This is a genomic window from Pigmentibacter ruber, assembly GCF_009792895.1.
GTDB lineage: Bacteria > Bdellovibrionota_B > Oligoflexia > Silvanigrellales > Silvanigrellaceae > Silvanigrella > Silvanigrella rubra.
Window position 1 is genome coordinate 582,226 of record NZ_WSSC01000001.1, and the last position, 16,903, is coordinate 599,128.

Annotated in this window: 10 protein-coding genes and 1 riboswitch; of the genes, 5 read left to right on the top strand and 5 right to left on the bottom strand. The window is 26.3% G+C overall.

The features are described from left to right. Positions 1 to 395: 395 nt before the first annotated feature. Genes GOY08_RS02470 through GOY08_RS02480 form a run of 3 tightly spaced genes read left to right on the top strand, consistent with a single transcriptional unit; the run spans position 396 to position 8,481 of the window. Positions 396 to 6,782 carry a non-ribosomal peptide synthetase gene (locus GOY08_RS02470; protein ID WP_158996978.1) on the top strand — a complete coding sequence of 2,129 codons (6,387 nt, stop codon included), beginning with the start codon at positions 396 to 398 and terminating at the stop codon, positions 6,780 to 6,782. Positions 6,783 to 6,812: 30 nt separating this feature from the next. Then, a complete protein-coding gene (locus GOY08_RS02475; protein ID WP_158996979.1) occupies positions 6,813 to 7,679 on the top strand; it encodes a class I SAM-dependent methyltransferase in 867 nt (288 codons plus the stop codon). A 25-nt stretch (positions 7,680 to 7,704) separates the two neighbouring features. Continuing rightward, the gene (locus GOY08_RS02480) at positions 7,705 to 8,481 is read left to right on the top strand and encodes a thioesterase II family protein (protein ID WP_158996980.1); all 777 of its coding nucleotides are present in this window, start codon (positions 7,705 to 7,707) and stop codon (positions 8,479 to 8,481) included. Between the two features lie 62 nt (positions 8,482 to 8,543). Here GOY08_RS02480 and GOY08_RS02485 read toward each other — a convergent pair whose 3' ends face one another. Both GOY08_RS02485 and GOY08_RS02490 read right to left on the bottom strand, forming a co-directional pair. Further along, the gene (locus GOY08_RS02485) at positions 8,544 to 9,788 is read right to left on the bottom strand and encodes a serine hydrolase domain-containing protein (protein ID WP_158996981.1); all 1,245 of its coding nucleotides are present in this window, start codon (positions 9,786 to 9,788) and stop codon (positions 8,544 to 8,546) included. Between the two features lie 446 nt (positions 9,789 to 10,234). Continuing rightward, positions 10,235 to 11,047: an F-box protein gene (locus GOY08_RS02490; protein ID WP_158996982.1), complete on the bottom strand. Its 813-nt coding sequence runs from the start codon at positions 11,045 to 11,047 to the stop codon at positions 10,235 to 10,237. 669 nt (positions 11,048 to 11,716) lie between these two features. Here GOY08_RS02490 and GOY08_RS02495 point away from each other — a divergent pair. Continuing rightward, entirely contained in the window at positions 11,717 to 12,265 is a 549-nt protein-coding gene (locus GOY08_RS02495; RefSeq protein ID WP_158996983.1) for a hypothetical protein, read from the top strand. On the opposite strand, the gene GOY08_RS15595 is transcribed toward GOY08_RS02495, so the two are convergent. From GOY08_RS15595 to metE, 3 genes are read right to left on the bottom strand one after another with little or no spacing between them, the layout of a single operon-like run. Continuing rightward, a complete protein-coding gene (locus GOY08_RS15595; RefSeq protein WP_268892486.1) occupies positions 12,255 to 12,377 on the bottom strand; it encodes a hypothetical protein in 123 nt (40 codons plus the stop codon). The genes GOY08_RS02495 and GOY08_RS15595 overlap by 11 nt on opposite strands. Further along, positions 12,368 to 13,408 carry a S66 family peptidase gene (locus tag GOY08_RS02500; protein WP_158996984.1) on the bottom strand — a complete coding sequence of 347 codons (1,041 nt, stop codon included), beginning with the start codon at positions 13,406 to 13,408 and terminating at the stop codon, positions 12,368 to 12,370. Before GOY08_RS02500 ends, GOY08_RS15595 begins: the two co-directional genes overlap by 10 nt. Continuing rightward, positions 13,398 to 15,689 carry a 5-methyltetrahydropteroyltriglutamate--homocysteine S-methyltransferase gene (metE, locus tag GOY08_RS02505; RefSeq protein WP_158996985.1) on the bottom strand — a complete coding sequence of 764 codons (2,292 nt, stop codon included), beginning with the start codon at positions 15,687 to 15,689 and terminating at the stop codon, positions 13,398 to 13,400. The genes GOY08_RS02500 and metE overlap by 11 nt, the downstream gene beginning before the upstream one ends. Before the next feature lie 73 nt (positions 15,690 to 15,762). Next, positions 15,763 to 15,917, bottom strand: a riboswitch (adenosylcobalamin (AdoCbl) riboswitch). A gap of 182 nt (positions 15,918 to 16,099) precedes the next feature. Between metE and GOY08_RS02510 the strand changes: the two genes are divergently transcribed. Continuing rightward, positions 16,100 to 16,813, top strand: coding sequence for a hypothetical protein (locus GOY08_RS02510; protein WP_158996986.1), 714 nt, complete (start codon positions 16,100 to 16,102; stop codon positions 16,811 to 16,813). The last annotated feature ends 90 nt before the right edge of the window (positions 16,814 to 16,903 follow it).

Consider the following 16,903-nt stretch of genomic DNA (forward strand, 5'->3'; position numbering starts at 1 on the left):
CATTTATAGAAAAATATTTTTATGTTTGATATTTATATCTTTGTTTTAAATTTTTTACAAATTAATTTAAATTATATTTTTTTCTTAATTATTATTTTTTGTTACTTAATGTATATCAGAAAGAATTCTATAATTACTTTATTTATATAAATTTAAGAATAAAATTTTGAAATTATAGGATATTTCCATAAAGTTTAGAAACAATTAATTTAAGTGAGTAGAGAATAGTTATTAATTTTTTGCAAACTTATTTGTAACAATTTTAGTTTTAATTTTATTTTTTAAAATTTGCTAAGTATTTTAAATGATTAGTTCATGCTAAAATGCGTTGACATACAAAATTTATTGATTTAAAACAAAATAATATAAAATAAATAAATTTCAAAAGGATAGGTATGAACAATCTTTTAAACATGCTAGAGTATTCTGCGCAATCAAATCCAAATAAAGTAGCATTTACATTTTTAGATTTTGAAACAAAAAGTGAATCTAGAATAACATATTTAGAGCTTTCTGAAAAATCGAAAGTACTAGCGTGTGTTTTAAAGTCAAAACTTAATCAAAGTAATCTTGCAGAAAGAATTATTTTAATATACCCACCTGGAATAGATTTTATTGTGGGTTTTTTTGGATGTATTTATGCTGGTTATATTGCAGTTCCAGTCGTCCCTCCTGAAAATAAAAAAAATATAGATAAACTAAATCTCATAATTAATGATTGCGAGGCTAAAGTTTGTTTATCAACAGAAAGTTTGCTGAAAAAATTTGAAGAAGAGATAATAAATTGTATTCCGTGGATAGCCAGTAATTCAACAGTTTTAGTTAAGACTGAAAAATGGGTTCAGCCTTTAATTAAAGATTCTGATATTGCATTCTTGCAATATACATCAGGTTCTACAGGAAATCCGAAAGGAGTAATGGTATCGCATGGAAATATAATTAGTAATTTAGAAATGATTTCTGCAAGGACGGAAACAAATAAAGATACCATAATGGCAAACTGGTTACCACACTTCCATGACATGGGATTAATTAATGGGATTTTGCATCCAATATACAAGCAGTTTTTTTGTTTACTAATGTCACCTTTATCTATCATGATAAAACCATTTCGTTGGTTAAAAGCTATTAGTGATTACAATGTTACTATTAGTGGAGGACCAAATTTTGCATATGAACTTCTTATAAATAAAATAAATGCTGAAGAAAAGCTTAACATTGATTTAAGTTCATGGAAAATTGCATTTAATGGAGCTGAGCCCATTCGCTCTAATATTTTAATTAAATTTGTTGAAGAATTTAAGATTTGTGGATTTAAAAAAGAAGCATTTTATCCCTGTTATGGACTTGCAGAAAACTGCTTATTCGTAGCAAGTGAAACGATAAGTAATGGTGCAATAATTGAACACTTCAAATTTCATAAAAACTCTGAATTAGAGTCTTTTGAATATTTCGATGGAATATCTGAAAAAATTGAAAATGTAAAAGCAATGGTGAGTTGTGGTTTTGGTCATGAGACACAACAAATTAAAATTGTTGATTATGAAAATAAACGTGAAATTATCGATAATCACATTGGTGAAATTTGGGTGAAAGGGCCAAGTGTTGCTTTGGGATATTGGAATAAACCAGAATTATCAAAAGAAATATTTCAAGCTTACTTAAAAAATGGAGAAGGTCCATATCTTAGAACTGGTGATTTAGGGTTTATAAATAATGATCAATTATTTATTGCTGGCCGAGTTAAAGATTTAATTATTATCTCTGGAAAAAATTATTATCCTCAAGATATAGAAGAAGTGTTTGATCACATTTATCATAATAGTAAAAATTCTGGGAATACAGCAGCATTTAGTATTGATTTATTTGATCATGAGCAATTAGTTATTGTTACCAAGTCTACTCAGAAAATGAATAAAATTGAATTAGAAGGTAAGGTAGCAGAAATATGCAATGAAATTTCAAAAAATTTTGGCCTACTAGTTTATAGTATTTTATTTGTAAACAAAAATTGTATTGAAAAAACAAGTAGTGGTAAAATAAAAAGGCAAGCTATCCGATCTAAATATTTAAATCGTGAACTAGAATGTATAAATGAATGGATAGATAATAGTCAAAAAAATACAATTTTTGATAAAAACGCAGATTTGCCGTTTACAGTTTTTGATTTAGCTTCAATTTATTCCAAAATGTTTACTATATGGTCTGACATATTAGAAGTTTCTGTTAGTGAAATTAAATCTCATTCTGATTTTTTTAATTTAGGTGGAAATTCGTTAAAAATAGTGCAGATTTATAGAGTTATCCAAAAATATTTTGGAGTGTCTATTTCTATAAAAGAATTATATGATAAAACAACTATTGGAGATTTATCTAAATTAATCTTCGAAAAGCAAAAAAATAGTCTTGATTTATATCAAGACACTCTAAAGATTGAAATAGACAACAAAAATCGTTTTCAACCATTTCCTTTGACTGATGTTCAACATGCTTATTTAATTGGGCGCAATAATCAGTATTCACTTAGTGGTGTATCTACTCATGGATATAGTGAATATCATTTTTCTGATTTAAATTTACCTCGGTTTGAAAAAATATGGAATTTATTAATTAAGAGGCATGATTCACTGAGATTAATTTTTCAAAGTGATTTGCAAAACGTTCTCGAAAACGTACCATATTATGAAATTAAAGAATATGACTGTACTGTATTATCAGGGATAGAAATTGAAAAACATTTCAGTTTTATTCGCAATGAATTATCACATCAGGTTTTTTCTGCCGATAAGTGGCCTTTATTTGAGATTCGAGCAAGTAAGTTTTCAGATCATATTATATTACACTTAAGTCTCGATGCTTTGATATTAGATATGTGGAGTGTCCAAGTTTTATTTAATGAAATTAAAGATCTTTATTTTAATCCCGAATTTAATTTAGCACCGTTAAAACTAACATTTCGTGACTATGTAATAAATGAAGAGAAAATAAAAAATACAATTCAATATAAAAAAGATGAAGAATATTGGTTAAATAAAATAAAAAATTTTCCAAATTCTCCACAATTACCAATAAAAAACTCACCAGAAAGTATTAAGAACATTAAATTTAAAAGGCAATCGTTGGTTTTAGATAAAGACAAGTGGGAAAAATTTAAAGAAATATCAAATCAATATAAATTAACTCCAGCTGCTGGTTTGGGCGCTTTATATGCTACTATTTTATCTGCTTGGAGTAGCAATTCAAATTTTGCTATTAATTTAACTCTTTTTAATCGTCTACCTGTTCATCAACAAGTAAATTCTCTAGTTGGAGATTTTACCACTTTGTTGTTACTTGAAGTTCATTGCGAAAAGTCAGAAAAGTTTTTAGATCAAGCAACTCGCTTACAACAGCAATTGTGGAAAGACCTGGAACATAATTTATATAGCGGAATAAGTTTTCAAAGGGAATTAAACAAATATCAGCATAATAAATCAAGTTCAATGCCAATCGTGTTTACCTGTATGTTAGGAAATGAAAATAATGATTTTAATCTTTTAAATGGTAGTGAAATTTATGGAATAACACAAACACCACAGGTTTGGTTAGACTTTAAAGCATATAACCGTTCAAATAGTTTAATAGTTGAATGGGACTATGTTGAAAATTTATTCCCAGAAAATTTAATTGAAACTATGTTCAGTATGTTTAAAAAGAACCTTGTAGAACTATCAGAAAGTAGTAAAGAATGGTTAAATGAATTAGTAACTTTACCTGCAGAACAAAAAGCTCAGCAAGAAATCTTGAATTCAACTTATTGGCATACAAGTGAAGTATTACTCCACGAACTTTTTTGTAAACAAGCATTAATAACACCTAATAATATAGCTGTAATTAATGATAAAAAAGAGATAACATACTCTGATTTGTTTTACTCTGTTAATGTAATTGCAAACGAATTACGTCAACTTGAAATTAAAAAAAATGAAATTATTGCTATTATAATGGATAAAGGATGGGAACAGATTGTTGCCTGTTTAGGTATTATGTTATCAGGTGCGGCTTATTTACCTATTGATTCAAATACTCCAATATTAAAAATACAGCAAATATTGGAGGAAAGTGATTCAAAAATTATTTTAACACAATCTGCAAATAAAAAGATTCTAAATGAATTACCATTTAGCAAATCAATTGGTTCAAATAAAGTTATATTACTCGATAGTTTTATAGATAGTCATTCAGAAAAGAAGCTAAGTTCATATCCAATTTTATCATCTATTCAGTCTTTAAACGATTTAGCTTATGTTATTTATACTTCTGGTTCCACTGGAAAACCTAAAGGTGTTATGATTGATCATAAAGGCGCAGTTAATACATTATTAGATATAAATGATCGTTTTAAAGTGTGTGAAAGAGATCGCGTTTTAGCTCTTTCAAATTTGAATTTCGATTTATCCGTATATGATTTTTTTGGAATATTAGCGGTTGGTGGTTGCATTGTGATACCTTCATCGAACAAGCAAAAAAATCCAGAATATTGGTCTGATTTAATTTTGAAACACAATATTACTATATGGAATTCTGTACCTACTTTTATGTCAATGCTGATTGAATCCTTAGATTTAAATTACATAAATAAATCATATTTAAGATTAATTTTATTAAGTGGGGATTGGATTCCCTTAGATTTACCTGAAAAAATTAGAAAATATTTTAAAGAATCTGAAATAATTAGTTTAGGAGGAGCTACTGAAGCATCTATTTGGTCAATTTATTATCCTATTAAGTCAATTGATAAAAATTGGAAAAGTATTCCTTATGGAAAACCCTTAAGAAATCAACATTTTTATGTGTTAAATGATAGAATGGAAAATACTCCGCACTGGGTGGTAGGTGAGCTTTACATCGGTGGGATAGGTTTAGCAAAAGGATATTTTAATAATGAGGAACAAACTTTAAAATCCTTTATCCATCATCCTGTAACTAATGAACGACTTTATAAGACAGGAGATTTAGGTAGATATTTACCAGATGGCAATATTGAATTCCTAGGCCGAAAAGATTTTCAAGTAAAAGTAAATGGATTTAGAATTGAACTAGGTGAAATTGAATATAATTTACAACAGTATCCAGGAGTGAAAAAAGCAATTGTAAACATAGTAAAAAATAATTCAAAATTAATTGCTTATATTTTATCTGACACTTATCTTGATAATGATATTATAACAAGCTCTATAGAGCGAGCTCAATTTAAAATAGCAAGACATAACATTATAAATGATATAAATGAACCTAGTGATTCTATACTGCTCCCTATTCAAGAAGATAAAGAACAAAGATTAAGTAGATATTTCTTTAGGAAAAGTTATCGAAATTTTGCTGAAGTAATATCTGAAAAAAAAATAATTGAAGAATTAATATCAAGAATTAAAGGCTATATTTTAGGAATAAATGAAAGAAAAACTTTATTAGATAGTTTGAACTTTGAAAAATTTAGCTTACTATTATCTGTTCTTGCTTCAATTAAGTTTAAAGAAGATCAATTACCAAAATATTTATACCCTTCCGCAGGAAGTCTTTATCCAGTTCAAGTGTTTTTAGAATTTTGTGAGTCAGTTCATTCTAAATCTAATTTTTATTATTATCATCCTGATAAAAATCAATTAATCTCTGTAAGAAATAATAGTAATAGTAGTGTAGACTTAAATTCTCAAATAAGAATTCATTTAATTGGTAAACAATATGCAATTAAGCCAATGTATGGAAAATTAAGTACTTCCTTTTGTTTACTTGAAAGTGGTTATATTTTAGGATTATTAACTGAACAAGCAAAAGATCTTAATTTAGAGTTACATTTCCAAGAAAGTAATGGTATTAATTTAAGGCAAGAATTAAATCTTCAACTTGAAGATACAATAATATCCCTCGAAATTAATCGTAATTTAGATATAGAAAATAGTAAAATTACTAATTCAAATAATCTACCTGATCTATATGTATATTTAAAAAATACTAATGAAACAAATGAAAGTCAATGGTATTTGTATAATTTTAATAAAGATTTATTGGAGTCTATTAATATATCTATTGATTTAAAAAATGAACTCTTAACCTTTGGGACAGAGAGTATGATATTTAATGATGCATCTTTAGCTATATTTCTGGTAGGTGATACTAATCAATTTGTAACTGCAGGTATGTTATCACAATGGCTTATGGATGAAGGACTTAAAACAAATATTGGAATGTGTCCCATCGGAATTCCAGATCAAAAAATTAGCAAATATTTTATGGAAAAGCATAATAAAAAAATATTACATACTTTATATGTTGGAAAAATTAGTGATTCACAAAAGCAAGAAAAAGAGGAATCAAAAGCATTAGAAAATTATAGTTTCTTAAAAGATTATTTGAAATTACACTTACCAGATTATATGATTCCAAATTATTTTCAATTAATAGATAAAGTGCCTCTAAGTAGTAATGGAAAAATAGATAAAAATTTATTACCATTACCAGTTGATCAAATAAATTTAGAATGTAATAAAAAAGTATATCCAACATCTGACTTAGAAAAGGAAATTGCAAAAATTTGGTCCAAATATTTGCAAATTGATGCAAATAAAATTGGGATTTACGATGAATTCTTTCAAATAGGAGGAAACTCTTTAACAGCTGTAAAATTAATAAACCATCTGCGTAAGTTATTTAATATAGATATTCCTTTTCAAAAAATCTTTGAACTTCAAACAATTTCAGATTTATCAAATATGATAATTAATATGCAGAAAGCAGAATAGTAAATAAAATTAATTAAAGGTAAAATAACAATGCAAAATCAATCTTCAAGTATATATCATGTTTCAGATACAGCGTTATGGATTGCAGCTTATCGAGCAATGGAATCTGAAAGAAAAGATTCTGTTTTTAAAGATCCTCTAGCGTTACTTTTAGCAGGAGAACGTGGCAAAGAAATGGCCAAAAAAATGAAGTCTATGTCACTTATGGCTTGGGTTGTTGCTTTTAGAACAAGAGTCATTGATAGATTAATTTTAAATACAATTGAAAATAAAAATATTGATACTGTTATTAATTTAGGATCAGGTTTAGATACAAGACCTTATCGTTTAGATTTTTTATCAAATTTAAATTGGATTGAAATTGATTTTCCAAATATGATCAATTATAAAAAAGAAGTATTAATCAATGCTTATCCAAAATGTAATTTATCTCATATAGAACTAGATCTTTCTATTATAGAAGATAGAAGAAAAGTTTTTTCTTCTATAAATTCAAAGGCAAAAAATGTACTATTGCTTTCTGAAGGAGTTATCTCTTATTTAAAAGAAGAAGACGTAGCTTTATTATCACAAGATTTGATAAGTTACTCAAATTTTAACTACTGGATACAGGACTGTTACACATTAAATATGTATAAAGTATTTCCAAAAAGATGGAAAAAAAATATGAACAGTTCACCATTTCAATTTTTTCCTAAAGATTGGTTTGATTTTTTCGTAAAGCATGGATGGAGTAAAAATGAATTTATTTCTTTTTTAGCTGAAGGAAAAAAAATGGGGAGATTAACTCCAATGCCTTTTCCTTTTAATGTAGTTAATTTTTTTCTATCTATTTTATCATATAATCCATTTGAAGATTTATATGGTGCGGTTCTTTTTTCAAAGAAAAATATTTAACTACTAATAAAAGAAATGAATAACCATGTTGTTAAAGTTCAAATCAGCTTGTAGTGATAAAAAAATTTATCTAATATGTTTTCATCATGCTGGCGGTACTGCATATTCCATTTATCCGATGATTAAATTTTTAAAAAATATTCCTGAACTTGAAATATTATCGTATGAATTTCAGGGAAGAGGAAAAAGATCTAGTGAAAATCTTTGTGATAATTTTTCAGAAATTCATAATGAAGTAATAAACTGTTTAAATAGGGAATTAGATAAAGTCTCTCCTCGAATTTTTTTGGGGCATAGTATGGGAGGAATATTTGCATATGAATATCTCAAACAAAATAAAACCGTAGGAGTGCAGCAAGGACTTATCATTTCATCTAAGCTTCCACCAATATGTCAATATTTACAAAAAATTTATAATCCTGCTATGAAAAAACAGGATTTTTTGAATATAATCAATGAATTTGGTGGTATCGAAAATGAAATTTTGGATAATGAAGAATTAATAGATTATTTTCTTCCAATTCTTAGAAATGATTTTAATTTAGTTTATGACTATGAATCAAACTTTATTGATCCATGTATTGTTAAAATAAATGCCGATATTTTAGCAATTTATGGAATAAATGATAAATTTATTTCTTCAGATGATATGAAAGTGTGGCAAAATTATTCTAATTTAAATTGCAAAATATTAGCATTAAATGGCGAACATTTTTATTTTAAAGATAATGAAAATATATCTCTATTACAAAATGAAATACAAAAATTTTTTAATATTCTTTCTCTACATAAATTAAATTAACACTTTATTTTTTTTAAATTTGATATATTTCGATCTGTAATGTTATTTTAAAATGCTATAAATTATTTACAGTTTTTTAAAATATAATTATCAATATTTTTATACAACGTCATTTCATTTTCTTTTCCAACTTCACTAGAATTGAATGCAATAACATAAGATGCTTTTATTGAAGGGAAATATCTCATTTGTGATCGAAACCCAAAAGTCCCACCTCCATGACGGTATTCAATTTCTTTTAGTGTTGAATTATAAATTGCTGCGATTCCTAATCCATAACCAGAGTTACTTTTTTCATTTACACCTTCTGATAGTTCTTCACCCGTATTTGTATCTACCATAGTTGTTAATTTTTTTAATTGATCAGGATTTAACAATTTTCCTGCAAATAAAGATCTTATGAAATTATTTAAATCAATAGAGTTTGCAGTTATTGATCCTGCGGCATTTCCCCATGACATAGAAAAATCTATAATGTCAGTCCAGTTATCAAAAATTCTAAATTTATCATCAGTAATATAATAATAACCGCTCATCAAGTGTTTTGGATATTTAACATTACTTTTCGGATAAGTTGTTATATAGAAAGTATTTTTTAAACCTAAAGGTTTTATAATACGATCAGAAATTTCTTCTGAGATATCTTTACCGGTTATAGCTTTAATTATTTCACCAGCTAATACATAGTTTGTATTAGAGTAACTAAATTTATTTGTAGTTTGAACTAAAAGAGGCTTATCTTTAACTGAAAATAGAATTTCTTCTGAAGTTACATTTTTTTTGGGATCATTTTTAAAATGAATTAATATTTCGCCGATAACATCTTTTTCTCCTGTATAATTTGGTATACCAGATGTCATATTTAATAAATTTTTAATTTTAATATTTTTCCATAAAGGATATTTGTCACTTAAATACTTTGAAATAGGATCTTCAATACTTACTAAGCCTTCTTGCTCTAATTGCAGCATAACCACACTCAAGAATACTTTTGAATTGCTTCCAATTTGAAATAAGCTTTCATTAGTTAATTCATCTCCATTTTTACTTTGAGTACCTATATTGAAGGTCTTAGCATTAGATGCAAAATAGTTTTTACATTGGAAGGTTAATGGAATTCCTGTAATTCCGCTTTTGTCTTTTTCTGTCGAGAAAAAATCTGTTAAATAAGTGTTAATTTCATTTATAGTGCTTTCACTATTAGGGCTATTTGAAGAAGATTTAGAATCATTCTTACAAGAATTTAAACTCAGTAAAATAGAAAATGTTGAGATGTAAGCTAAACTTTTAAAATGCCAAATTTTCATTTAAAAAAACTCCAAAAAATAATTTCTTGATAAAAATTACAAGATTTTAAATAAATAATCTATAGAATTGAAAAATTTAAATTTATAATGCCAAAAATTATTTTAGGTATCGCAAGTTAATGTATTTTTATTTAAATTTATTTTTATCTTAAATAATTAGTTTTTATTTTGCACATTTAAAAATTAATATTTATTTTACATTTTATTAGTAAAATTTTCAATTTTTACATTTCTAAATAAATTCAAAAAAAATTCTTAAATTCTAAATTAATAATCCGGATTTCATTTTCTTATAGAATGCTATTTAAATTATACTTCAAATATTTTTAATCTGATTTAAAAATTAGCTAGACGAGAGAAAATTATTGAAAATCATAAACAATTTAATCACTTATTTTTTTCATTTCTACTTTATGTATTTAATGTTTGATATGGTTATAAATCAATTAAAAAGCAAAATCTTTATAAGTATAAACTTGTTCAACACCATTTCTGATTATATGTAATTTTTCTTGTTTTTTAATATAAATTTTATATAATTCATTACTATCAAAGAAATAACTACAAGTAAAGTATACTCCGTCAAGGTCATTTATGGCAATTGTTTTAATCGCTGGTAACTGATAAGCAATAGAGTCTACAATATAACCTGAGTATGGATTTGTGTGATAAACATCTTTTTTAAAGTTTAAAATAATATTTTTAATTTCAGAATTTGTATTTATTAGCCCAAACAGATTTCTAATATTATTAGCAGAACCCGTAAATGTTATTGTGTCATTACTTATATTGAAATCCATTTGGTCTGATAAATTTAAAGTTTTTTCATTTAATGTAAATTTTTTTAAATTTGGAAAAGTTTCTCTAATTTCTGAAATAATATAACTTAGTTTGGCAGAGTTGTAGTGGAAGTAATTATAATCGTATGCTGAATCTGAATTATAATTAATGACTACTTCTTCAGATATAGGTTTTATTTCTTGTTTTTTATAATAATCAATCCATGCTAATATGGTTTCTTTGTTACCACTTAATATTGTTTTCTTCTTATTTAAAAGATAGGAATTGTGAGATTTTATATTGCTATTTAATTTTTTATTCGTATTTTCTAGACTATTAAGGTCATTTGGTTTTAGATATGAGAAAATATTTGCCATTATTTCATGTGGAAAAGAATCAATTTCAGTACTGTTATTCATACTGAAAGCAGATGTAGTATTTAGTAATATTAAAGATAAAATTGCGCCTTTAAAATTCATTTAGTCCTCCGAAAAGAAAAAAAAATTCCATCAATATTTTTTTTTGTCAAGTGGTAAATTAATTATAATTAATTTATATGAATATATTTTATTTTTTGGTTATTAAATTATTAAATTTCAAAGCTATGATTTATTTAAATATTTTATATTTTATTTTCTTAATTTTCTTATACAAATTTAATCATAATTTTTATTTCTTTAAAAAATATTTTTAGCACAATTTAAAATGAAAGAGATTAATTTATGATAGTACGCAAAAAGAATATACTAGTTTATAAATACATTTAATGCAATAAGAAATTTTAATTAATTAATAGTTTATTCGACATTTAAAGCTAATTATAAAGTTAAGCTTAAGCCTCCCTAAGAAAATCTACCAACCTAGCAATGTTGCATTACAGAACTCACGAAAAATTTTGATTTGTTCCTATTTAAAATAAATTTTGATGGACAAGTTATACGCTCTTTTTATTTTGTGAATAATTGAAAAAGTTGAAATCAATATCCTCCTTTTATCTCTTTAATTTTAAATATTTTTCTAAAAAATATGTAATAATTTAAAATTATCTAAAAATATTGTTAACTATAAATTTGACTATTTTGGAACAATAAAATAATTTAATAATGTCCTTTAACTATAATTACTCACTTCTAATAGAATTTACTTGTATGAAAAAAATTATATTTATTTTTTGTTTTATTTTTCTTCATTTTTCTGGATTTTGTTTTGCTAATAGTTGCGAAAAAGAAAGTCTTGGAAATTCGCAATATTTAAATTCAACTAAAGAGTGTATAAATCATGTTGCTAAATTAACTCTTACAAATGTCGTAGTAACTAATCAACAAGATATGACAGGTAAACTTATAGCAAAAAATGTTGTATTGAATGATATAGTAGCTACGGGGAAAATTCTATTTGAGAAACAAAGTTTAATTAAAGGCAAGATTGATTTGGTTGGCAAATTGATAGCAAATAATTCGAGTTTTCTCAAGACGTTAAATATTGTCTCAGATCATATAGAATTAAATGCCGGAACGACAACTAAAGATATTTTAATAGGTAAAAATGCAAGAAGTAAAACAAAGAAACAGATTTTATATATTGATAATAGTACAGTTAATGGGAATATTAAATTTACAAGTGGGATAGGTGAAGTTGTTATAAGAAATGGTGGAAGTTTTACTGGCAATTTAACAGGTGGAACGGTTAGAAAATAGTTTTGAAAATAGTAAACTGTCTTGTTAAATGTCCTTCATAATTTTCAAATCCATTTGTTTTGAGCTGTACCAAAGCATGAAAATATTTTTCATTAAATGCATTTAGTCGCATACTGCAGCTTCTAAAATCTCAAAATTAAAATTTTCATTTGTAGCACCAATTTTCACATTAAGCGTTTGCGCTAATGTGTGTGATGGATGAGTATGCCCACAATCAAATTGGCTTACAATTGGGTAGTTCTGTTTACCTACAATTTCCAATATAAGATCTTCATAAGTAAATGGGGCATTTTTATTTTCTAATATCTCTGGTTTGCCGATTATTAGACCAACAATATTATCGAATACACCTAATAATTTTAGATGTGTTAAGGCGCGTTCTTCTTCGGTAAAAGATGCATGCTCATCTTCAATTAATAATATTTTTCCTTTTAAATCAGGAAAATATTTTGTTCCAGCAAGTGAACATAATGTATTTAAATTGGCGATAATTATTGGAGCTTCAGCATATCCTTGATTCAATATTTTTACACCATTATTCAAGTGGTATTTTCTTTTACCTGTTTTCCATTCGGAATTTAAAGCATTGCGAAAATGATTACTCCAATATTTAAATGGTTTAATTTCATAATTATTTAATTTGGTTTCAGAGGATAAATTTTTAAAAGAGGCAATAGATTCTGAAAATCCTTCAGGCCATTCACCAAATGTAGGGATAACTGCAGGGCCATAAAATGTAGATAAACTTGCCTGAGTTAGTATTCCCATATGCAGTGAAGTAATGTCGCTATAACCAGAAATTATCTTTCTAGCTTGAGCAATTTTTTTGAAATCAAGATATGGTAACAAGGAGGAAGAATTAAATCCTCCTATCGTAGCAATTAAAAAATCTACTTTAGGGTTCTCAATAAGATCCATAAATTCTTGTGCACGTTCCTTTGGACAAGCAGTCCTATATCCTTGAGAAATAAATTGTTTTGTTATTTGTCTTTCGTGAATTTTAAATCCATTTTTTTTAAGCTGTTCAATTGCATGAAAATATTTTTCTTTAAACCAAATATGTGCAGGCGAAGATGCTGTAAATATTCCTGCTGTAGCACCGAACTTCAAAGCTTTAGGCTTAATAATATTATTAAGTGTCATTACAACGTAATTCCTTTGCAGCAGAGACCATATTTTTTAAGGCAGGTTCAACTTCATTCCAAGATCTCGTTTTTAAACCGCAATCGGGATTTACCCAAATTTTATTTTTTGGAAAAATAAGTGAGGCTTTTTTTAGTAAAGAAACAATTTCATCTTTACTTGGAATTCTTGGTGAATGAATGTCATAAACACCAGGGCCAATTTCATTAGGGTAACTAATTTTAGTAAAATCAGAGAAAAGTTCTAGTTGTGAACGAGACATTTCAATTGAAATAACATCTGCATCTAGAGCTATAATTGCAGGAAGTATTTCTCCAAAGCTCGAATAACACATATGCGTATGGATTTGGGTTTCATCCTTAACTCCACTTGTAGCAAGCTTAAAAGCTTGCACTGCCCAATCTAGATAATTTCCCCAATTTTCTTTTTGTAAAGGTAAACCCTCGCGAATTGCTGGTTCATCAACTTGAATAATTTTTATCCCTAATTTTTCTAATTCAAGAATCTCTTCCCTGATTGCCAATGCGATTTGCAAACAAGTTTCTTTTTTGGGCTGATCTTCTCGACAAAATGACCATTGAAGAATTGTGACGGGTCCTGTGAGCATTCCTTTTATTGGTTTATTCGTTATTGATTGAGCATAGGTTGTCCATTCAACTGTTAAGGCAGATTTTCTTGCAACATCACCATAAATTATTGGCGGTTTCACGCAGCGGGAACCAAAACTTTGTACCCAACCATTCATTGTAAATGCAAAACCATCTAGATTTTCGGCAAAAAATTCTACCATATCATTTCGTTCGAATTCACCGTGAACAAATACGTCAAGCCCTATTTCATCTTGTTTACTTATGCATTGCTGAATTTCTCGTTGCATAAATTGACTATAGTTTTCATTTGATATACTTCCATTGCGCCAATTAGCACGCATTTTTCTTACTTGCTCAGTTTGTGGAAACGATCCAATTGTACTTGTTGGATAATTGGGTAATCTTAATTTTATTTTTTGTATTTCACTACGAATTGCATGCGGTGATTTTCTCTTCAAAAATTGTTCTGATAATTTAAAATTATTTTCATTGTTTATTTTTTGGGAATTAAGATTAGCATAGTTTCTATTAGCTAAAATTTCAATATTTTCTTTTAATAAGACTAAGTTTTTTGTTAAAAATACTCTCTTTAATAAGTTTATTTCTTCTAATTTTTGGACAGAAAACGCTAATAATTTTTTTATATCTGATTTTAATTTTTCTTCATAATTTAAATTAATAGGTGAATGAAGAAGAGAACAAGAAGGAGCAATTATAACATTATTAGAATTTCTTTTGGAAACTGTATAGTTTAAAAGTGAATAGGCATGATTTAAATTTCCTTTCCAAATATTTCTTCCATCTATTAATCCAAGTGATAATGTTGTATTCGGAGAAATTTTTGTTAATGCCTGTTCTAATTGATTTTCAGCTCTAATTAAGTCAAGATGAATTCCATCAAAATTTAGTTGAGAAAAAAGATCAATATGCTTTTCTACTGATGCAAAATATGTTGTTAACATTAATTTTGGTTTTAATTTCAAAGAGTTTAATTTTTGATATGCTTTCTCAAAGTATTTCATTTTAGTGGGGTCTGCATCATAACAAAGACATGGTTCATCAATTTGAACCCATTCAACACCTATTTGTGCTAAAGCAATTAATAGCTGTTCATATATAGGTAACAGAGAATCAAGAAGAGTTAACGTTGATTTTTCAATTTTGCTGTCAGCAAATTTTGCTAACAAAAGAAACGAAAATGGACCCACAATAACAGGGCGTGTAGTTATTCCTAGTGACTTTGCATCTAAAAAATCATGCAAAATTTTACTTGCATTTAATTTAAAAATTTGAAATTCTTCCAATTCTGGGACAATATAGTGGTAATTAGTATCAAACCATTTTGTCATTTCAAGTGCTACTATATCAATTTTTTTTTCATTATTTTGGAAACCTCTCGCCATCGCAAAGTATCTATCTAAAGGATTTTCTATTACCAGAAATTTTTTTGGCACTGCACCTAAAAGAATAGCCATATCCAAAATATGATCATAAAATGTAAAGTCGTTACTTGGAATATAATTGATTCCTAATTCTTTTTGTAGGAACCAATTATTTAGTTTAATTTTATAGCCAATAACATTTAATTCTGATTCTGGGATTTTTTTTTGCCAAAAATTTTCTAATCCCTTTTTTAATTCCCTATTATCTCCAATTCGTGGAAAACCTAAATTTGCTGTTGAAACAGACATGAGCTCCTCCTTCGGGAGAGAGCGAAATGATCAAACTGAAAAAGGTATATTACCTTCAAAAAAATAAAAATATTTTTGTGAAAACCCTTTCCATCGAAGAGAAAATTTCACTCATTGTAAGGCTTTTGGGGGGATCGGACTAAGAAAGATTATCTTTCATCACCGTTGCGGGACAGTGCCAGACTTTCACTGGACTTCACCACACCAAATGCAGTTATAAATTGAGTTATTAATTAATGTTAAGTTTAGGTATTTGTCAACTATTTTAGTGTAATAAAATAAATTATATAAAAAATAAAATTATTTAATTATAAAAAATATTTAGATAATTTATTTTTATTTTTTTGACTTAAAAATAAAAATATAATAATTGATTTAATGTTTTTTATTTAACTCGTAAGGAACAATTTGTGAAAATAAAATCTTTAATTTTTAGTGTTTTAATACTTCTGGCAAATAGTGCTTCTGCAAATTTTTTGAATAATTCTTTGATTTTAAAGAATAATGAAGATACTTTATTTAATAAAATGAAGAAAATTGAAGATAAAATATGGAAAACTAGTCTTTGTATTTATAGTAATAGTGAAGTGGATAGAATTTTATTGATTGAAGATAAATTGAATAGACTTACAGATGAAACAAGAAAATTAAAAGAATTTTATCAAAGTAAAGTTGATGAAGCAGTAACTGAGAAAAATAATTATATAATCAATTTTTTAAATTCAAACATCAAAGATACTAATAATTTTTATAATATATTATTAGATCTAAAAAGTAAGTTCAACTTTTTTATAAGTAAAAACGGAATTAAAAGTAAATTAGAATTTGACTGTTCTAGCGAGACAAAGAGCTTTTTAGAAAATGGTAATATTTTTCATTTTTATGATGAAATAATAGATAAAAATAATAAATTGATGGATGTAACTGAAAATATTTTTAAATTTTCAAAGCAAAGAATGTATCTTGATAAATTTGAAGATGTAAAATATCTTTATTCAGAAAGAAATAATTTTGATCTAATAAATGTTGAATTATATAATTTATCTCGTATTTTAAACAAAACATTTAGTGAAGTTAAAGATATGATTGATATAATATTAGAAACAGAAGAAAATGAAGAATAATCAATTCATTTTTCAAATTGTAATACTCTATGGATAAATTAAATTTTATAAAAGAAATTTTTATTGATAACGAGTCCTTTTATATGTTTT